Origin of the sequence: Speluncibacter jeojiensis, from assembly GCF_029589495.1 — a bacterium.
Classification (GTDB): domain Bacteria; phylum Actinomycetota; class Actinomycetes; order Mycobacteriales; family Mycobacteriaceae; genus Speluncibacter; species Speluncibacter jeojiensis.
Window position 1 is genome coordinate 93465 of record NZ_JAAIVF010000002.1, and the last position, 16315, is coordinate 109779.

At 71.0% G+C, this 16315-nt stretch carries 12 protein-coding genes; 3 read left to right on the forward strand and 9 right to left on the reverse strand.

What is annotated here, in order from left to right; translation table 11 throughout:
- Window positions 1-12: 12 nt before the first annotated feature.
- The 6 genes from G4X40_RS07645 to eccCa all read right to left on the reverse strand — a co-directional run bounded on the left by G4X40_RS07645 (window position 13) and on the right by eccCa (window position 7809).
- A complete protein-coding gene (locus G4X40_RS07645) occupies window positions 13-1203 on the reverse strand; it encodes a MinD/ParA family ATP-binding protein (RefSeq protein ID WP_277831477.1) in 1191 nt (396 codons plus the stop codon).
- A gap of 229 nt (window positions 1204-1432) precedes the next feature.
- Window positions 1433-1726 carry a YbaB/EbfC family nucleoid-associated protein gene (locus G4X40_RS07650; RefSeq protein WP_277831478.1) on the reverse strand — a complete coding sequence of 98 codons (294 nt, stop codon included), beginning with the start codon at window positions 1724-1726 and terminating at the stop codon, window positions 1433-1435.
- The gene (locus G4X40_RS07655) at window positions 1723-2001 is read right to left on the reverse strand and encodes a hypothetical protein (RefSeq protein ID WP_277831479.1); all 279 of its coding nucleotides are present in this window, start codon (window positions 1999-2001) and stop codon (window positions 1723-1725) included. The genes G4X40_RS07650 and G4X40_RS07655 overlap by 4 nt, the downstream gene beginning before the upstream one ends.
- Window positions 2002-2082: 81 nt before the next feature.
- Window positions 2083-3306 carry a C40 family peptidase gene (locus G4X40_RS07660; RefSeq protein ID WP_277831480.1) on the reverse strand — a complete coding sequence of 408 codons (1224 nt, stop codon included), beginning with the start codon at window positions 3304-3306 and terminating at the stop codon, window positions 2083-2085.
- Window positions 3303-3632 carry a type VII secretion target gene (locus G4X40_RS07665; RefSeq protein WP_277831481.1) on the reverse strand — a complete coding sequence of 110 codons (330 nt, stop codon included), beginning with the start codon at window positions 3630-3632 and terminating at the stop codon, window positions 3303-3305. Before G4X40_RS07665 ends, G4X40_RS07660 begins: the two co-directional genes overlap by 4 nt.
- A gap of 157 nt (window positions 3633-3789) precedes the next feature.
- Window positions 3790-7809, reverse strand: coding sequence for a type VII secretion protein EccCa (eccCa, locus tag G4X40_RS07670; RefSeq protein WP_277831483.1), 4020 nt, complete (start codon window positions 7807-7809; stop codon window positions 3790-3792).
- A 223-nt stretch (window positions 7810-8032) separates the two neighbouring features.
- On the opposite strand from eccCa, the gene eccD reads away from it, so the two are divergent.
- Both eccD and mycP read left to right on the forward strand, forming a co-directional pair.
- Window positions 8033-9517, forward strand: a complete 1485-nt coding sequence (gene eccD / locus G4X40_RS07675) for a type VII secretion integral membrane protein EccD (protein ID WP_277831485.1) — start codon at window positions 8033-8035, stop codon at window positions 9515-9517.
- Entirely contained in the window at window positions 9514-10815 is a 1302-nt protein-coding gene (gene mycP / locus G4X40_RS07680; RefSeq protein ID WP_277831486.1) for a type VII secretion-associated serine protease mycosin, read from the forward strand. Before eccD ends, mycP begins: the two co-directional genes overlap by 4 nt.
- Window positions 10816-10823: 8 nt before the next feature.
- On the opposite strand, the gene eccB is transcribed toward mycP, so the two are convergent.
- The gene (gene eccB / locus G4X40_RS07685) at window positions 10824-12320 is read right to left on the reverse strand and encodes a type VII secretion protein EccB (protein WP_277831487.1); all 1497 of its coding nucleotides are present in this window, start codon (window positions 12318-12320) and stop codon (window positions 10824-10826) included.
- 174 nt (window positions 12321-12494) lie between these two features.
- On the opposite strand from eccB, the gene eccE reads away from it, so the two are divergent.
- Window positions 12495-14165: a type VII secretion protein EccE gene (eccE, locus tag G4X40_RS07690; RefSeq protein ID WP_277831488.1), complete on the forward strand. Its 1671-nt coding sequence runs from the start codon at window positions 12495-12497 to the stop codon at window positions 14163-14165.
- 73 nt (window positions 14166-14238) lie between these two features.
- Here eccE and G4X40_RS07695 read toward each other — a convergent pair whose 3' ends face one another.
- Window positions 14239-15036 (reverse strand): ESX secretion-associated protein EspG, encoded by a 798-nt coding sequence (locus G4X40_RS07695; RefSeq protein ID WP_277831489.1) that lies wholly within the window; start codon window positions 15034-15036, stop codon window positions 14239-14241.
- 5 nt (window positions 15037-15041) lie between these two features.
- On the reverse strand, window positions 15042-16274 hold the full coding sequence (locus tag G4X40_RS07700) for a PPE domain-containing protein (RefSeq protein WP_277831490.1): 1233 nt from the start codon (window positions 16272-16274) through the stop codon (window positions 15042-15044).
- Window positions 16275-16315 lie beyond the last annotated feature (41 nt).

The following is a 16315-nucleotide window of genomic DNA, read 5'->3' on the forward strand; positions in this document are numbered from 1 at the left end:
CGCGGTCCGCCGTCAGCAGCGGAAGGTGCCCGCGTGCCGCCCCTCCGGCGCCGGGAAGTCCTCCGCGACCAGCGCCGCGAGTTCCATGAACGCCAGCCGGGTGTCCGGGTGGAGCAGTTCGAGTTCGAGGACACCACCCTCGGAGAGGTGCTCGTCGAACGGGATGATCTGCACTGCGCGGCAGCGGGCGCGGAAGTGCCGCACCAGCATGTCGACGTCGAGGGTCGACGCCCCGGGCCGCGGCGCGCTGATCACCACCACCGTCCGCTCGACGAGGTGTCCGAAGCCATGGCAGTCCAGCCAGTCCAGCGTGGCCGCGGCGCTGCGGGCCCCGTCGATCGCCGGTGCGCTGACCAGGACCAGCGAGTTGGCCAGGGCGAGCACCCCGTTCATCGCGGAGTGCATCAGCCCGGTGCCGCAGTCGGTGAGGATCAGGTTGTAGTGGTACTGCAGGACTTTGACGGCAGCGCGGTAGTCCTCCTCGCTGAACGCCTCCGACACCGCCGGGTCGCGCTCGCTGGCGAGGACCTCGAGCCTGCTCGACGCCTGCGAGGTGTGCAGGCGCACTTCGCAGTACCGGCGTGCGTCGCGGTCGTCGAGCAGATCCCGCACCGTCGACAGCGTCTGGTTGGGCACGCGCTGCGCGAGCGTGCCGAAGTCCGGGTTGGCGTCGAGCGCGATGACCCGATCTCCGCGCAGCGACGCGAAGGTCGCCCCCAGCCCCACGGTGGTCGTGGTCTTGCCCACGCCTCCCTTGAGGGACAGGAAGGCGATCCGATAGTCGCCCCGCAGCGGCTGATTGATCCGCTCGGCGAGCGCCTGCCGGTAGACCTGGGCCGGTGAGTCACCGGGATTCAGGTGACCGCCGGACAGCTTGTGCACCGCGCGGCGCCAGCCACCGCTGGGGGCCGCCTTACGCCGTTTGAGCAGCGACTGCGCGGCGACGTCGTCCATGGTCGGCGGCGGCAGCGGTCCGGGCTCCGCCGCGGGCGGCGCGGGATGCTCACCCCCGGTACCCGAGACCGGCTCCGGCGCGGCGTCACCGTTCCAGAAATCGATCGGGCCCGGGCCGACGTGACCGTTCTGCGCAGGCAGCACCGTGGTGTGGGTGGAGAAGGACCCGAACGACGCCACCGCCGTCGACTCCCGGAACTGCCGGTTCCAGGGAGGGGTGATGGCATGCTGATAGGTCTCGAGATCCACGGTGTTCGTTCCCCGATCATGTCGTAGGTCCGACGCAGCGACCACCCGTCTTGCGCTGGAATGGCTTTCGCGCCGGTCGGGTCACCCGCACGCGACCCCGACGGCCGCGCAGTCGGTGACTCTACCCGATCAAGATCAGTTCACGCGAGGAAAACTTCACACGGTACGCGGAGCTCCGCCGTTTACGCGTGATTCCGTCCCCGCGTGTCCCTGTCGATGCGATGTCGGATCAGTACTCGGCCTGCAACCGGTCGAACACCTCGTCGCGGCCGGACCGGGCGGATGCCGCGGCCCGCGCCGCCGTCTCCACCACCAGCGCACCGAGTTCGCTGCCCGACATCCTGGTCACGGCGTCGGTGAACCGCAGCCCGGTCAACGCCCCGTTGCCGCCGACCTCGACGGTGACCTCACCGCCCGGTGAGGTCTCGGTGACCCGCAGCGCGGACAGCGTCGCGGACGTCTCGGCGATCTTCAGCGCCCGTCCACGCACCTGCTCGACCAGGTCATGCCATTCGCTGCTCATACCGACCTCAACCAGGTCCGTGGCTGCTCCTCGAACTCGAGCTCCTCGTGCGCCTCTTCCTCCGCGATCGATCGATGCGAGGGCAGGCCGGCCTGATCCAGGAAGGCTCCCGGCACCCCCGCCTGCTCCAGCACCACCCGTCGATCCGCATCCGCGCGCCGCGCCGCCTGCTTGCACAGACGCAGCACCTCACTCGCGAGATACGTTGCATCCTTGCGCATCTCATTCGGCTCGATGTGTACCGCGAGCGGTAGCCCGAGCTCGTCGGTGTGCACCCTGATCGTGCCCGACCGTGTACTCGCCGTCGTCAATTCACTCCTCCAGCCCGGTCACCCTCGACTCACGCAGACCCGTGGTCAGCTGGTGGGCCGATAGAAACCCTTGAACGCCATGCCAATGTTGTCGGTGCGTACCCGGCTCACCTGGACCGGGTCGCCCGCCTCGACCATCTCGCCATTGCCGATCACCATCGCGACGTGGCCGTCCCAGACCGCGAGGTCGCCGGGCTCGATCTGACTCTGCGAGACCTGCTCGCCCACCGTCTGATCCTGCGCGAGGCGCGGCAGATCCACGCCGGCCTGGCCGTACGCGTACTTGGTCAGGCCACTGCAGTCCAGGCCCTTGCCCGGATCCGTGCCGCCCCACTGGTACGGGACGCCGCGCTGACTCAGCGCACTGCGCACCGCGTCTGCCGCCTTCTCGTTCGGCGCGACCGCGGTGCTGCCGTCCGGCAGCGTGATCCGCACGCCGCCGGCGCTTCCCGTCGAGGACCCCACGCCCGACGACGAACCACCCGGCAGCGCGCCGAGTCCGGGGACCGGGTCCGCCGTGGTGGGGCCGCCGGACGAACCGGCCCCACCCATCGACCCGATGCCCGAGAACAGGCCCGAGGCACCGGGGAGCGGACCGCCCTGTCCCCCGCCGTATCCGGCGCCGGACAGGGATGCGGGCGAGGTCGATGCGGCGCCGTCGAACGTCTGGAAGCCGCCGGAACCCGGCCCCAGCGAGGCGGGCGAGGTCGGCAGCGCACCCATCAGCGAGCTCGCGAGCGAACCGACGTCCGGCATCGGTGGCAACTGCACCTGGTCGGCGACCGCCGGCAGCTTCGCTGCATGCACGGCCAGCTCACCGCGGACCCGCGCGACGACCGCGAGGGCCTGTTCGATGTGCTCGACGGCGGCGGCCATCAGCACGGCCTGGCCGGGCGGGGTCATGATCATCGGCGCGGTCGCGACCGCGATCGTCATGAACGACTGCAGGATTCCCTCGAGCTCGACCGTGCCGCGATTGACCGAGGCGGACGCCTCACCGACGATCTGGGCCAGCGACTCACCGCGGTCCGCGAGCTCGCGGCCGCTGCGATGCCCCTGGGTGGCGTGGGTCTGGGCCGCGTCCGCCGCCTGCCCCTGCCACGACTGCGCCAGCTCGACGACCGCGACCTCGCCGAGTTCGACCGCGGCACCGAGGCCGAGCGAACCCGCCTGCAGCAGCGAGGCCGCGCTTCCACCGCCGAGCACGCCCGTGCCGACCGCCTGGATCAGCTGCGTGATCGGCTGCGCCAGTGCCTGCACCGGGATCATGCGCGCGCCCCCAGCCCGGCCCCGACGGCCCGCAGGTTCGCGGCGTTGGCCTCCTCGGCCGTGTCGTACGCGCCGGCGATCGCGACGGCGTTGTCCGCGGTGCCGGCGAGCACCGCGGCCAGCCCGCCGATCGAAGCCACGTGCGTGCCGAGAACCGCACCGAACGCGGCCAGGAAGTCGGCACCGATCAATCCGAACACCGGGCCCAGCGTCGCAAGTGATTCGGCGACGTTCATCCCGCCCGCCTGTGCCACCTGCTCGCTCATCGATCCGGCCGACGCCGCATAACTACGGATGCCGTCGGTGTGCGCGGCGAATCCACTCATCTCGTCCCCCCTGTCATCAGACGCCCCTGACCTTAGCCGACTGTCGATCCTCGACACCAGCAGCGCATTATCCGCCTGGGGACAACCGTGATGCCCGACGATGCTGGGCGGCAACGCCTTCGGATCGGAGACCCCGTCGGCCACACATCGACGGCGGTCACAGCGGCGGCAGGTACGAGACCTGCACCAGTTCGGCGCCGCGGGCCCGGGTGACGAGCGTGCCACGGCCCGGCGGCAGTGCCGACGGCCGCACCGTACCGAGCAGGTTGCCCTCGTCGCGGCTGCCGTTCATCACCAGGCCGTCGACGCTCAGATCCTTGAGCCTGCCGATCACCGGGTCGAACATCGCCCGCGACGCGCCACCGGAACGGCGCGCGATGACCAGGTGCAGACCGACGTCCCGCGCGGAGGCGAGGAAGTCCACGAGGGGGGCCAACGGGTTCCCGCTCGCGGTGGCAACCATGTCGTAGTCGTCGACCACCAGGAAGATCTCCGGACCGCTCCACCAGGACCGCTCCCGCATCTGCTGCTGGGTGATGTTCGGCCCGGCCATCCGGCCCGCGAGGATCTCGCAGAGGTGCGCGACCATCTTGGTCAGCTGGTCGGCGGAGGCGGCATACCCGGCCAGGTGTCCACCCTCGACGACCCCGAGCATGGTCCGGCGGTAGTCCGCCAGGATGATCTTGACCTGCTGGGAGGTGTTGGCCTCCATCAGGCCCATACAGATGTTGCGCAGCAGCGTCGTCTTGCCGGATTCCGAATCGGCGAACGCCAGGAAGTTCTGCGCCACGGCGAAGTCGATGCACACCGGCGCCAGTTCCGCCTCGTCGATGCCGATCGGCACCCGCAGCCGTTGCTGTTCGGGACTCACCCCGGCGAACCGCCGCGCCGCCTGCGCGAGGATCTGCTCCCGCGGGACCAGATCCGGCAGCATGCGCACCGGCGGCGCCCGGTGCCCGTCCCAGAACGTCCCGAGCCGGCCGATCGCATCGGCGACGCCCTCGACCAGATCGTCGGTGCTACTGCGCGAATCGATGCGCGGCAGGCCGATCAGCATGTGCAGACCGTCGCGGGTCAGGCCGCGTCCCGGGCGACCGAGCGGCACCAGATCGGCGAGCCGGCGAGCCATCTCGGAGTCGGCCGGATCACCCAGTCGCAGTTCGATCTTCGTGCCGATGAGGTCTTTGAGCGCCGGGCGGATCTCGGCCCAGCGCGAGGCCCCGAGCACCACGTGCACGCCGTACGACAGACCCTGCCCGGCAAGGGCCGTGATCTGCGGTTCGAGCGCCTCGTATTCCTGGCGCACCACGCCCCAGCCGTCGACCACCAGGAACACGTCGCCGAACGGATCGGCGGTAACCGGGTCGGCATCCGGATCGGGCGCGGTCAGCGCGGCGGCCTTGCGCCGCCGGAACTCACGCATCGAATCGATCCCGAGCTCGCGGAACCGCTCCTCGCGCTGCCGCACGACGGCGGCCACCTCGGCGACGGTCCGGCGGACCCGGTCCTGGTCCAGGCGCCCGGCGACCGAACCGACGTGCGGCAGATCCGCCAGGCCGGTCAGCGTGCCGCCGCCGAAGTCCAGGCAGTAGAACTGCACCTGTTCCGGGGTGTGCGTCAGCCCCATGGACATGATCAGCGTGCGCAGCGCGGTGGACTTGCCCGCCTGCGGACCGCCGACCACCGCGAGATGGCCCTGCGCGCCGGACAGGTCGACGGTGAGCACGTCCCGCCGCTGGTCGTACGGACGGTCCACCATGCCGATCGGCGCCCACACCGCACCGTGCCGGTTGCGCGGCGAACGCCAGTCCGGGTCGGGCAGCAGCATGTTCAGCGTCGACGACTCGTCGAGCGGGTCGAGCCAGACCTGGTGGGCGGGGCGCCCATGCCCACGCAACCGGTCGACGACGACGTCGAGCAGCGACTTCGTCTCGGTGCGTTCCTCGACCTCCTCCGGCTCGTCGGGCTCGGCGAGCACCGGTTCGGTCGCGGCGACCGGCAGGGCCGCAGCGGTGAACAGCTTCGGACTGGTGTCGCCGTAGTCCTCCTCACCGTCGACGGTGATACGGCGTACCACTCGTGAGTACGGCCCCGAGACGTAACTCGCGTTGAAGCGGATCGGATCCGCGGAGTCGCACTTGAGGTATCCCGATCCCGGGACGCTCGGCAGGTGGTACGCATCGGGGACACCCAGCACGGTCCGGGACTCGTTCGCCGAGAAGGTCTTCAACCCGATGCGGTACGACAGGTGACTGTCGAGTCCGCGCAGTTTGCCCTCTTCGAGCCGCTGACTGGCCAGCAGCAGGTGCATGTGCAGCGAGCGGCCCAGCCGCCCGATCGCGACGAACAGATCGGCGAACTCCGGCTTCTGACTGAGCAACTCGGAGAACTCGTCGACCACGACGAACAGGGCAGGCAGTGGATCCAGGGCCGCGCCCGCGGTCCGCGCCTTCTCGTACTCGGTGACGTTCGCGAAATTGCCTGCGGCACGGAGCAACTCCTGGCGCCGGTTCATCTCACCGGAGAGCGCGTCCTTCATCCGGTCCACCATCGACAGTTCTTCTTCGAGGTTGGTGATCACCGCGGCCACATGCGGCGCACCGTCGAGGCCCAGGAACGTCGCACCACCCTTGAAGTCGACCAGCACCAGGTTCAGCGCATCGGGCGAGTGCGTGGTGATCATGCCGAGCACCAGCGTCCGGAGGAACTCGGACTTACCCGACCCGGTGGCACCGATGCACAACCCGTGCGGACCCATGCCGTTCTCGGCAGCCTCCTTGATGTCGATCTCGACCGGCGCCCCGTTCGGATCGACACCGATCGGCACGCGCAGACGCTCCCGCGCGGACCGTGGGCGCCAGACCACCTCCGGATCGATCGCCGCGGCATCCGGTATGCCGAGCAGCCCCATCAGCCCCGCACCGACCGAGCGTCCCTCGTCGCCTGCCTCGACCTGCGCGGCGGTCGCAACACGGTAGGACGCCATGGATCTCGCCAGCACCTCGGCCTGCACGGTGGACATCTGGTCCGCCGTGCCGAAGTTGTCGATGCCTTCCGGGGTCCGGGCGCCCACCTGCCCGTCGGCGACCATCAACTGCAGGCCACGCCGGGCCGCGATCGTGGCGAACTCGCCGGCCAGGTCGACCACCGTGACCGCGTCCAGCCCGAGTTCGACGAGGATCCGCTCGTCGCCGTCGACGAAGCCGTCGTCGAAGACGACGACGAGTTGCGGCTGTCCGGGGGTCGGCGACGCGTTGCGGGAGAACCGCCCGCGCGGTTCGAGTTCGGCGGCCAGCGCGGACTCGAGCTCACCGAGCAAGGAGAAGACCAGCCGGGCCGAGCCCAGTCCGTCGACCGCAGACGGGTGCTGGTTGTGCGGCAACCACTTCGTCCACGCCCACTCCGGACCGTCCGGGTTCGAGGTGATGACGGCGACCAGCACGTGATCGGGGCCCTGGAACGTGGACAGCTGGCAGACCATCGACCGGACCAGCGCGCGGGCCTGGGCGCGGTCACCCTCGACCGAGACCGCCGCGAAGCCGCGCAGCGACACCGCGGTCGCCAGGCCGTGCACCACCGAGTGGGTGCGGACGAACCGCCGCAGGCTCACCGACGCGATCGGCTCGAGGTCCTCGAGCGGTCCGGTCTCGGGCGAGGCCAGTTTCGTCGCCAGTCGCTGCTGATGCCCGAAACCCAGTCGCACGTTGCAGAAGTCGGGGTCGGCGGCGCGACGCTCCCACATCCGGCGGCCGCCGACCAGCCCGATCAGCGTCCGCGGGTCGGGGTGCGACCACTCGATCGCGTCGCGTTGCTGCTCGCCGGTCAACCGCACCTCGTCGCAGACCTGCCCGAGATAGCGGAAGTAGTCCTTGCGTTCCTCGTTCAGCTCACCGGCCTTCTTGCCGTTGCCCCGGCCGCCGGACCCGAGCATGCCCAGCATCGACACGACCATCATGGCGGGGAACAGCAACGTCGTCGGGTTCGACGGGACGCCGCTGGTGAACATCAGTCCGACCATGCCGAGCATCGACACGACCATCACGACCGGCATCAGCTTGCCGAGCATCCCGCCGGGGACGACCCGCGGGATCTCCGGTGGCGGCTGCAGGTCGACTTCGCCGCCGGGCATGCGCGGAGGTGTGATCCGCGGCTTCCTGACAAAGGCGCGCGTACTCATCGGACCTCCCCCGGATGCCCGCGCCTCTCCCTGCGCGGGACTGTCTGCCACTGTCGTGCGGTGCGCCGGGCGCACGCATCGCCCGACACGATACTGTGTCTGGCGGTTGCGGGGGGCAACGGTCTCCACGTCCCGGGGGTGAGGACATGGCAGTGAGGGCAACGCGCTGTCGAGTTCACGGCCCCGGTCGCAGCGGATCACGTGCGAACGACAGGAGTGAGCAATGAGCGTGCCTGTGCCGGCTGACACCGGGGCGCGACGGCCGAGGGGGGCGGGAGCCCAGCTGTGCCGGGTCTCGATCCTCGGCGAGCACACCCAGATGGACATCGCGCTGCCGGCTTCGGTACCCGTCGCAGCGCTGGTCCCGGAGCTGGTGACCCTTGTCGAGAGCCGCCGATCCGATCTGGACCGCACGGCGCCGGACACCGCGGTGCGCCGGTACTGGACGCTGCAGCGCATCGGCCAGGCCCCGTTCAACGACAGCCGCACCCTCGCCGAACTCGGTGTGCGCGACGGGGATCTGCTGTTGTTGCGCCCGGAGTCGGTCGCCGATATGCCGCCGCTGTTCGACGACGTCATCGATGCGGTCGCACTGGTCGGCGACGAGCGCTACCGACGCTGGACCGCGCAGTCGGCCCGCGTGGTCGGTTGCGTCGCAACGCTGCCGGCCTCACTCGCCGGCGCCGGTGTGCTGCTGCGCGGCGGGATCGCCCATCCGGGTCTGGGCCTGCCCTTGGCCGCACTGGTCGTCGCGCTGTGCCTGCTGGTCGCCGGGGTGCTGGCCGCCAGGCTCTACGACGACGTCCTCGCCGGTTCTGCGCTCGGCGGGGCCGCCTATCCCCTGACCATGGTCGGCGGCGCGCTGCTGGTCCCCGGCCCGCTCGGCGCGCCGCACCTGTTGCTGGGCGCCGCACTGACCACCACCGCAGCGGTGATCATGTTGCGGCTCAGCGGAACCGGGCTGCTGGCGAACACCGCGGTGATCGCCGCGTCTGCGCTTACCGCGGTCTCGGCACTGGTGTCGTCGCTGGTCGCCGACCAGGTTCCGGCGGTCGGTGCGGGGCTGGCGGTGGTGTCGATGCTGGGCCTCGTCGTCGCGCCGCGGCTGACCATCATGCTCGCCCGCCTTCCGCTGCCACCGGTGCCGCGCACCGGTTCGACCGCCGACCCCGACGGGGTCGGGCCGCAGTCCGACGTCGAGGCGATCGGTCCGATCGGCGCGGTCGCGCTGCCCTCCGCCGGGCAACTCGAGGTCCGCACGATCCGGGCGAACAACTATCTGACCGGACTGATCGCCGGACTCGTCTGCACCGCGGTGGCCGGAGCGGTCATCGGCTGCAATGCCGCCGCCGGACCGGACTGGCCGGGCGTCGCCCTCGCCGGTGTGCTCGCGGTCGTGCTGATGCTGCGCGGACGCAGCCACACCGACCTGGCGCAGGCCACCGTCCTGATCGGCGCCGGAGTCGCGCTCGTACTGGCCACGGTCGTGACGCTGGCGCTGGGCGACCCGGACCTGGCGGCCCCGCTGTTCGCGAGCGCCGCGCTCACGCTGGTGGGCGGCATCGGATTCGGTGTCATCGCGCCTCAGTACAGCTATTCCCCGGTGTTGCGACGCTCGGTCGAGTTGTTCGAGTACGCGCTGATCGCGACCGTCGCCCCTCTGATGGTCTGGGTGATGGGCCTCTACGGGCTCATGCGCGGACTGTGATCACCTCCCGCCTGCTGGCCGCCGTCTGCGTGTCCGGCACGGTCGCGCTGGCCGGTGCGCCACCCGCGTTCGCCGCGAATCCGCCGCCCCCGGGGATGCGCCAGACCAGCGCCTGCACGGTCGCGGTCGCCGCACCGGGCAGCAACTTCCACGATCCCTCACCGGCGCAACGGTTCATGGACTTCCAGCCGGCCTGGAAGTTCGCCACCGGTAGGGACCAGCGCGTCGCGGTGATCGACACCGGTGTCAGCCGCAACCCGCGACTGCATTCCCTCGAGGGCGGCGGCGACTTCATCGGCGGATCGGACGGGACCTCGGACTGCGACGGCCACGGCACCGCGGTCGCCGGACTGATCGCCGGGGCATCTTCGCAGTCAGACGGTTTCGCCGGCGTCGCCCCGGACGCGACCATCATCGCGATCCGCCAGTCCTCGAGCAACTTCAGCAAGGACGGCGGCGGTCAACCGGGCGGCGACGTGAACACCCTCGCGGCGGCGGTGCGTAAAGCGATCGCCGAACGCGCCACCGTCATCAACATCTCCGAGGTGGCCTGTCGCGTGCAGGGACAGCTCGGGGACGGCAACCTCGGTGCCGCTGTCCGGGAGGCGGCCGACCAGAACATCGTGGTCGTCGCCGCGGCCGGCAACACCGGCAACGGCCAGGACTGCCCGGCGAACAACCCGCTGCTGCCCGACCCGCTGCACCCGGACGCGTCCGGCGAGGATTCCGTGCAGGTCGAGGCGACGCCCGCCCGGTTCTCGGGCGACGTGCTCGCGGTCGGCTCGGTCGACGCCGACGGCACCCCGTCCAAGTTCACCCTGTCCGGGCCGTGGATCGGTGTGGCCGCTCCCGGCGAGGGCATCGTCTCGCTCGCCACCGGCAGCGGCCTGGCCGACAGCTTCCGCAGGGCCGACGGGCAACTGTCCCCGATCGAGGGCACCAGCTTCGCCGCCCCGTACGTGGCCGGGGTCGCCGCGCTGGTCCGGCAGCGTTACCCGAAGCTGAATGCGCGGCAGGTCATCGAGCGAATCGAGCGGACCGCGCACTCCCCCGCGCACGGTTGGGATTCACAGGTCGGGTTCGGCATCGTCGACCCGGTGGCCGCGGTCACCGCCGACCTGCCGTCCGGCGAAGGCGCATCCGCGCCGATGTCCCAGGCGATTCCCGCACCCGCGCCGGAACAGTCGAAGAGCACCGTCGCGCGCGATGCCGCACTGATCGGCGTGGCCGTCTGCGTTGTGCTGCTGATCGCCGGTTCGCTGGCTTCCTTGCCGCTGCGACGAATCCGCAGGCGCTGAGCGGACTTTCAGCTACCGCTGGTCTCCTTGACCTCGAGCTTGCCGGGCGCCGGGTCCGGACTCATGCCGTCGTGGGTGACCAGCGCGTCGGTCCGGGTCAACGCCGGCCCTTGCGGCAGGAGCGACAGGATCGGCCACGGAGCCGGGTCGGACTTGTCGCCCAAACCGAGCATCTGCGCGGTCTTGGGATCGGCGATGCCGTAGCGCACGCCGGTGTCGGAGACGAGGAACAGTGGTCCGCTCGTCCCCGCATCGGGGCTTCCGCCGGTGGCGCTGACGAACGCTGCCTTGCCCGGGGGCATGTAGAACTCGTCGAGCCGGTCGGCACCGGTGTCGGCGCCGATCAGCGCCACCGGCTGTGCGCCCGGCGGCGTGGGCAGCGAGTTGCCGGTCAGCACCGTGAGGTCGGCGTGCTTGGCATCGGCATCGCGGTTCCACGACAGGCAGCTGACCGGGGACGTCTTGGCGTCGACGACCGTCGGTGCCACCGAGGGATACGAGTCGACCGCGAGCGTGGTGACGCTCGGTACGCCGGCGGTGAGCCGCGGCGCGATCGACGGGATCTCCCCGCCGCCTTGCGTGTTCGTGTAGCGGATCAGGTCGGCGGTCGCCTGGCTGATCTTCTCCATGCCGTCACGCAGCAGCACGTAGTACTGGGTCGCGCCGGCGTTACTGGTCGAGAAGACCGAACCGATGACCAGGCCCGGAATCGGGGTGCTCGACGGCCGCCCCATGTCGAGGATCCGCGGCGGGACGATGGGCAGCGCCTCCGGAACCGCGTTCAGCAGGCCGGAGCTGGCCGGCCTCGGCGTGATGCCGTCCAGTTGCAGTGCGTGCGTGACGGCGGTGTCCCGGAGATCGACCGCTGCCCGTTTGCCGTCGTAGATCAGGTAATCGGTCCGTCCGTCGGTCACCAGCAGGGCATTGCCCGGCGCCAGCGCGCCGATCCCGTCGCCGAGGTCCGGCTTGCCGGCGATGACGGTGGTGGTCGTGGCGCCGGACGGCAGCGCCGATCCAGCAGATCCCGAGCCCGACCCGTCGGAGATCGTGTCGCACACCGTCCATGCCGAATGCAGCTGGCCGTTGCGGTTCGGCAGCAGCTCCGGCGCGCCGGGGATGCCGACCAGCGGACCGCGTGCCATCGAACCGAGTTCGGAGTCCTTGACGGTTTGGGGAGTCACGGCGGAACCGACCACGAGCCTGGCCGAGGCCAGGTTCAACACCGGGTGCAGGCGCCCGTCCACCACCACGAACATCGCGCCGGAATCCTTGCCCACCACGATCTTCGCGTCGCCCATCTTCGCCTGCGGCTTGAACAGGGCCAGCACACCGCACCCGCCGAGCACCAACAGCGCCAGCACGATCCCGACGGTCAGCGCCCGCGACTGCGAGCGCATCGGATCGTCGAGCATGCGCACATCACGCCGGACCAGCGCATGCTCCATCCGCCGGACCATGAAGCGGTATCCGTTGACCTGAGATTTGGTAGTCAATTGCGCCGGCAAAGCGTCCCTCCCTGCACCCGCGATCCCCCGCGCGCCCTGTACTCGCGCCGCGGTGCAGGCTACCGCAGCGGCAAACCCGCCCCGGCGGCGGCGTCGACGCCACCGGATCGGTAGCCTGGCGGGGATCAGCGCGGTCGTCGCGGAGGAGGCGGCGACCGGGCATCGTCGGGAGGGATGGGGCAAGTGGGGCGGAATCTGTCGCGAAGCGTGTTCGGCATACCTCTGTCCACCATGATCACCGCGCAGGCATTGTTCCTGATGGGCGCGTTGGCAAGTGGGCTGCTCGGGGTCTTCTGGCCCGCCGCCTTCGCAATCGGGCTGGCGCTCGCGCTGCCGTGGGTGATCCACGTTCGTGGCCGGTTCCTCACCACGCTGATCCGCACCCGGTGGAGCTACGCCGTGGCGAAGCGCGACGACCGAACCGCCGAGCTGCCGGAGGCCTTCGACATCACCGGCCCGGACGGCGACCGCATCGGCGTGCGGTGGGACGGCGAGGTGATCACCTCGATGATCCGGCTCCTCCCGGTCCGTGCAGAGGTGACCTCGATGCGCGGCGGCACGGCGTTCACCCGCGACACGGTGCCGCTGCGGGTCCTGGCGGATGCCCTCGACCAGTTCGACATCGCGCTCGAGGGCATCGACGTCGTGTGCCTCGGCGCACGCACCGTCGGCGAATCGCTGCAGGCCTCCGTATACGAGCGGTTGCTCGGCCCGCTTCCGGCCATCGCCCGCCGCAACACCTGGCTGACGGTCCGGTTCCGTCCACGCTCGTGTCCCGAGGCGGTGGCCCGGCGTGGCGGGGACACCACCGGCGCGCTGCGCGCTGCCGCCGTCGCGACCACCCGGATCGTGCGCAAGCTCGCCGAGAGCGGCCACGCCGCACGGGTGTTGCCGGCCCTGGACGTCAACGCCGCGATCGCCCAGTTGACCGGCGGCGTACCGGTGGACCGGTTCGAACAGCGTTGGGACTGCGCCGCATCCCCGCGCGAGGTGCACACCAGCTTCGTCGCGGATCGCTCCGCCCTGAGCGGGGACGCGTTGGCGCCCGTGTGGGGGCCCGTCTCACGGCACACCGCGTTGACGCTGCAGATCCGTCCGGCACCGGCGGACGGAGCCACGGTGGGCGCCGTCGTCCGGTACCTCACGCCGGGTCCGGCGCAACTGCCGCGTACCGTCCCGCTTCGCCTGCTGGCCGGACGTCAGCAGGAGGCATTGTTGGCGAGTCTGCCGTTCGGCGGTCGCGGTCAGGCGCCGATCGCCGACCCGGCTGTGCTGGACGGCGAAGCACTGGAACAGATCTCGATCCCGGCCAGTGGGTGCGGCCAGCTCGTCGGGGCAGACGAGGCCGGCAATGCGATCGCGGTGCGGATCGCTGCTCCGGACGTTCGACGGGTGGACATCGTGGGCGGGCTCTTCCTCGCGCAGCAGGTCACGCTGCGGGCGATCGCGATCGGCGCACGGGTGCTCGTACACACCGACCGACCGCACGTTTGGCAGCCGATGGTCGACGCGATCGGCGCCGAGCAGGTGCTGCGGGTCGCCACCGCGGCGGCCGCGTCGTCCCAGGCGAACAGCGAGCGCGAGTACACGGTCGTGCTGCTCGACGGCGCCGAATCCTGCGTGCCGCGTGCCGATCTCACGGTCATCCGGCTGCTGTCCGACGAGGTGCCGGCGCGCGCCGCGGGCGTTCCCGACATCCGACTGGTGCAGCCGGATGTCCACGAGGAGACGTTCGACCTGCACATCGGCGATCGGCGGCTCACGCTGTCGATGGTGTCGATCCCCGACGAGCTGCGCATCATCGGCGCGTCCCAGCCGGGCCGCCGCGCGGTCGGGGTCCGCTGAGGTCCCGGTCCTCGGGACAACAGGCCACGCACCGACAGTCAAATACTGACTCCGGAAAGGACTTTTGGAACGGTCACCAGGCGAGAGTCGAGAGCAGCGAGGCGACGGCCTGCACGATCCGATGGTCCGTGCCCGGCGTGAACGTGCTCCACAGGGCCCCGTCCGCGGCCAGGCTGGGCGAGGCCACGACCCGTCCCTTCGCTGTGTTGTAGACGACGACCGCGCCGGGCGCCTGGGTGGTCTTGGCGTCGCCGTGCGCGATGGCGACGATCTCGGCATAGGTCGACATCGACCCGAGGGCGGCGCCCAACGCCGCAGCATCGTCCTCTGTCGCGCCTGCTCTGCGCAGTGCGGACTCGTAGTCGCCGGTCTCACGACCCGCCTCGAGTGCATCGACCAGGGTCTGGGTGGGTGCGTTCACGCGGTCGAACTGCGCCGCCGCCTGCCGGCCGAGCGCGGCCAGCACCGGAGCCGCGACGGTCTGCGGCGAATCTGTCACGGAGGCATCCTGCAGCACAATCGATTCCGGCCCGCGCATGGCCAGCACGTGCCGTTGCGAGGCGTCGGTCACCAGACACAGCCGCAGCACGTCGGTCGGCGTGTAGAGCCGCATGGCCAATTCACGCGTCGGCCTGGCCAGCACGGAGAACAAGTCGACCAGCTTCGGGGCCAAGTCGTCGCCGTCGAGCAGCCCCGCGCCCTCGAAGGCGGCGCGCTGCTCGAGCCTCGCCCTGGCGAGCGCGGATGAATCGTCGTGGGTGGACATCGTGCCCAACACCACCGGCAACACGTCGATGCCGAGCAGGAACATACAGAAGTCGACCGCGTCCGGACTCAGCGTCGCCGAGCCCGAACGTTCGTCAACGGTCATGGGGATCAACGGGTTTCCGGTGCACCGCCGATGACTGCGGGCACCACCACCCGGCCGTCGGCGAAATGCTCGAAGTGCCGAAGGTAGTCCGGGGCGTCGCGCTCGTCCTCGTCGTCGAGCCCGCCGACCGCACCCGGTCCACGACTGCCCGTCATCGCCGGGCTCGTCCCGCTGCGACCGCTCGCGGCCGCAGGTTCGGACGCGGCCGCGCCGGTGGTCGACGAGGCCGTCGCGCCACCGAGCCCGGAGACCTGACCCGGCGCGCCCGGGGCGAAGCCGAACCCGCCCGCTCCCGGCATCGCGGTCACACCGCCGGCCGAACCCACCCAGCCGGCGGGCAGGCCCAGTCCGCCGCCCGCGGCGGACAGCACGCCCAACTTGGGCAGCGCGGCCGCGCCACCGACCGTGCCGGCCGCAGCGCCCGCGCCCGCGATCGGCGAGGGCCCGCCGAGTCCACCACCGAGGCCACCCATGGCGGCCTGTCCGGCGGCGGACACCATCGTGGTGGCCCCGGACGCGACGGTCGAAACCGTTCCCCCGGCGATGTTTCCGACTTCGGCGACGACCGAGCCGGGCACCGATCCGAGCGGATTGGACCCGAGCGCGGAGGCGGCCTGCGTGGCCAGGTTCTCGGCAGCCGCGACCGGGTCGAACGGCACCGGACCGCCAGTACCGCCGGCCGCCGCGCCGATGCCCGTGATGGGCGGCGCGGGGCTGAACGGGACCGGCGCCGACAGGACCGTGCTGGCCGCCTCGTATCCCTCCATCGCGATCGCGGCACGGATGTCGAGTTCGCGCTGTGCGGTCTCGGCCGCCGCGCCGGCGCCGGCCAGCGCGGGCCCGCCCGCTGCGCCCGCCGCGACGGCGGTGGCGGCCGCCGCCTGGGTGACGGCGATCTCGGCGAGGGACGGCATTACCGCTGCCGCAACGGTGTAGGCGGCGGCACCGGCCGTGGTCAGGCCGGCCATGGTCGCCGCGTGTGCGGTGGTCTGACCGAGCCAGGCATCGAAGCCCGCCAGTTTGACCAGCGCCACGTCTGCAGCGACGCCCTGCCATGCCGCCGCGAGCCCCGCCGTCGTGGCGGTCAGCTCGGCGCTGGCCCCTGCCAGCACCGCAGACAGTTCCGCCCACGAGGCGGAGGCCGCACCCAGCGGGATCGGTCCCGCCCCGGTGTCGAGGTTGAACGAGTTGACCGTGGCGCCACGCGGGTACCAGACGACACCGGTAAAGCCCAACATGTCATGAACTCCTTGACGTGAAGTTTCCGAGAGACGAAGGC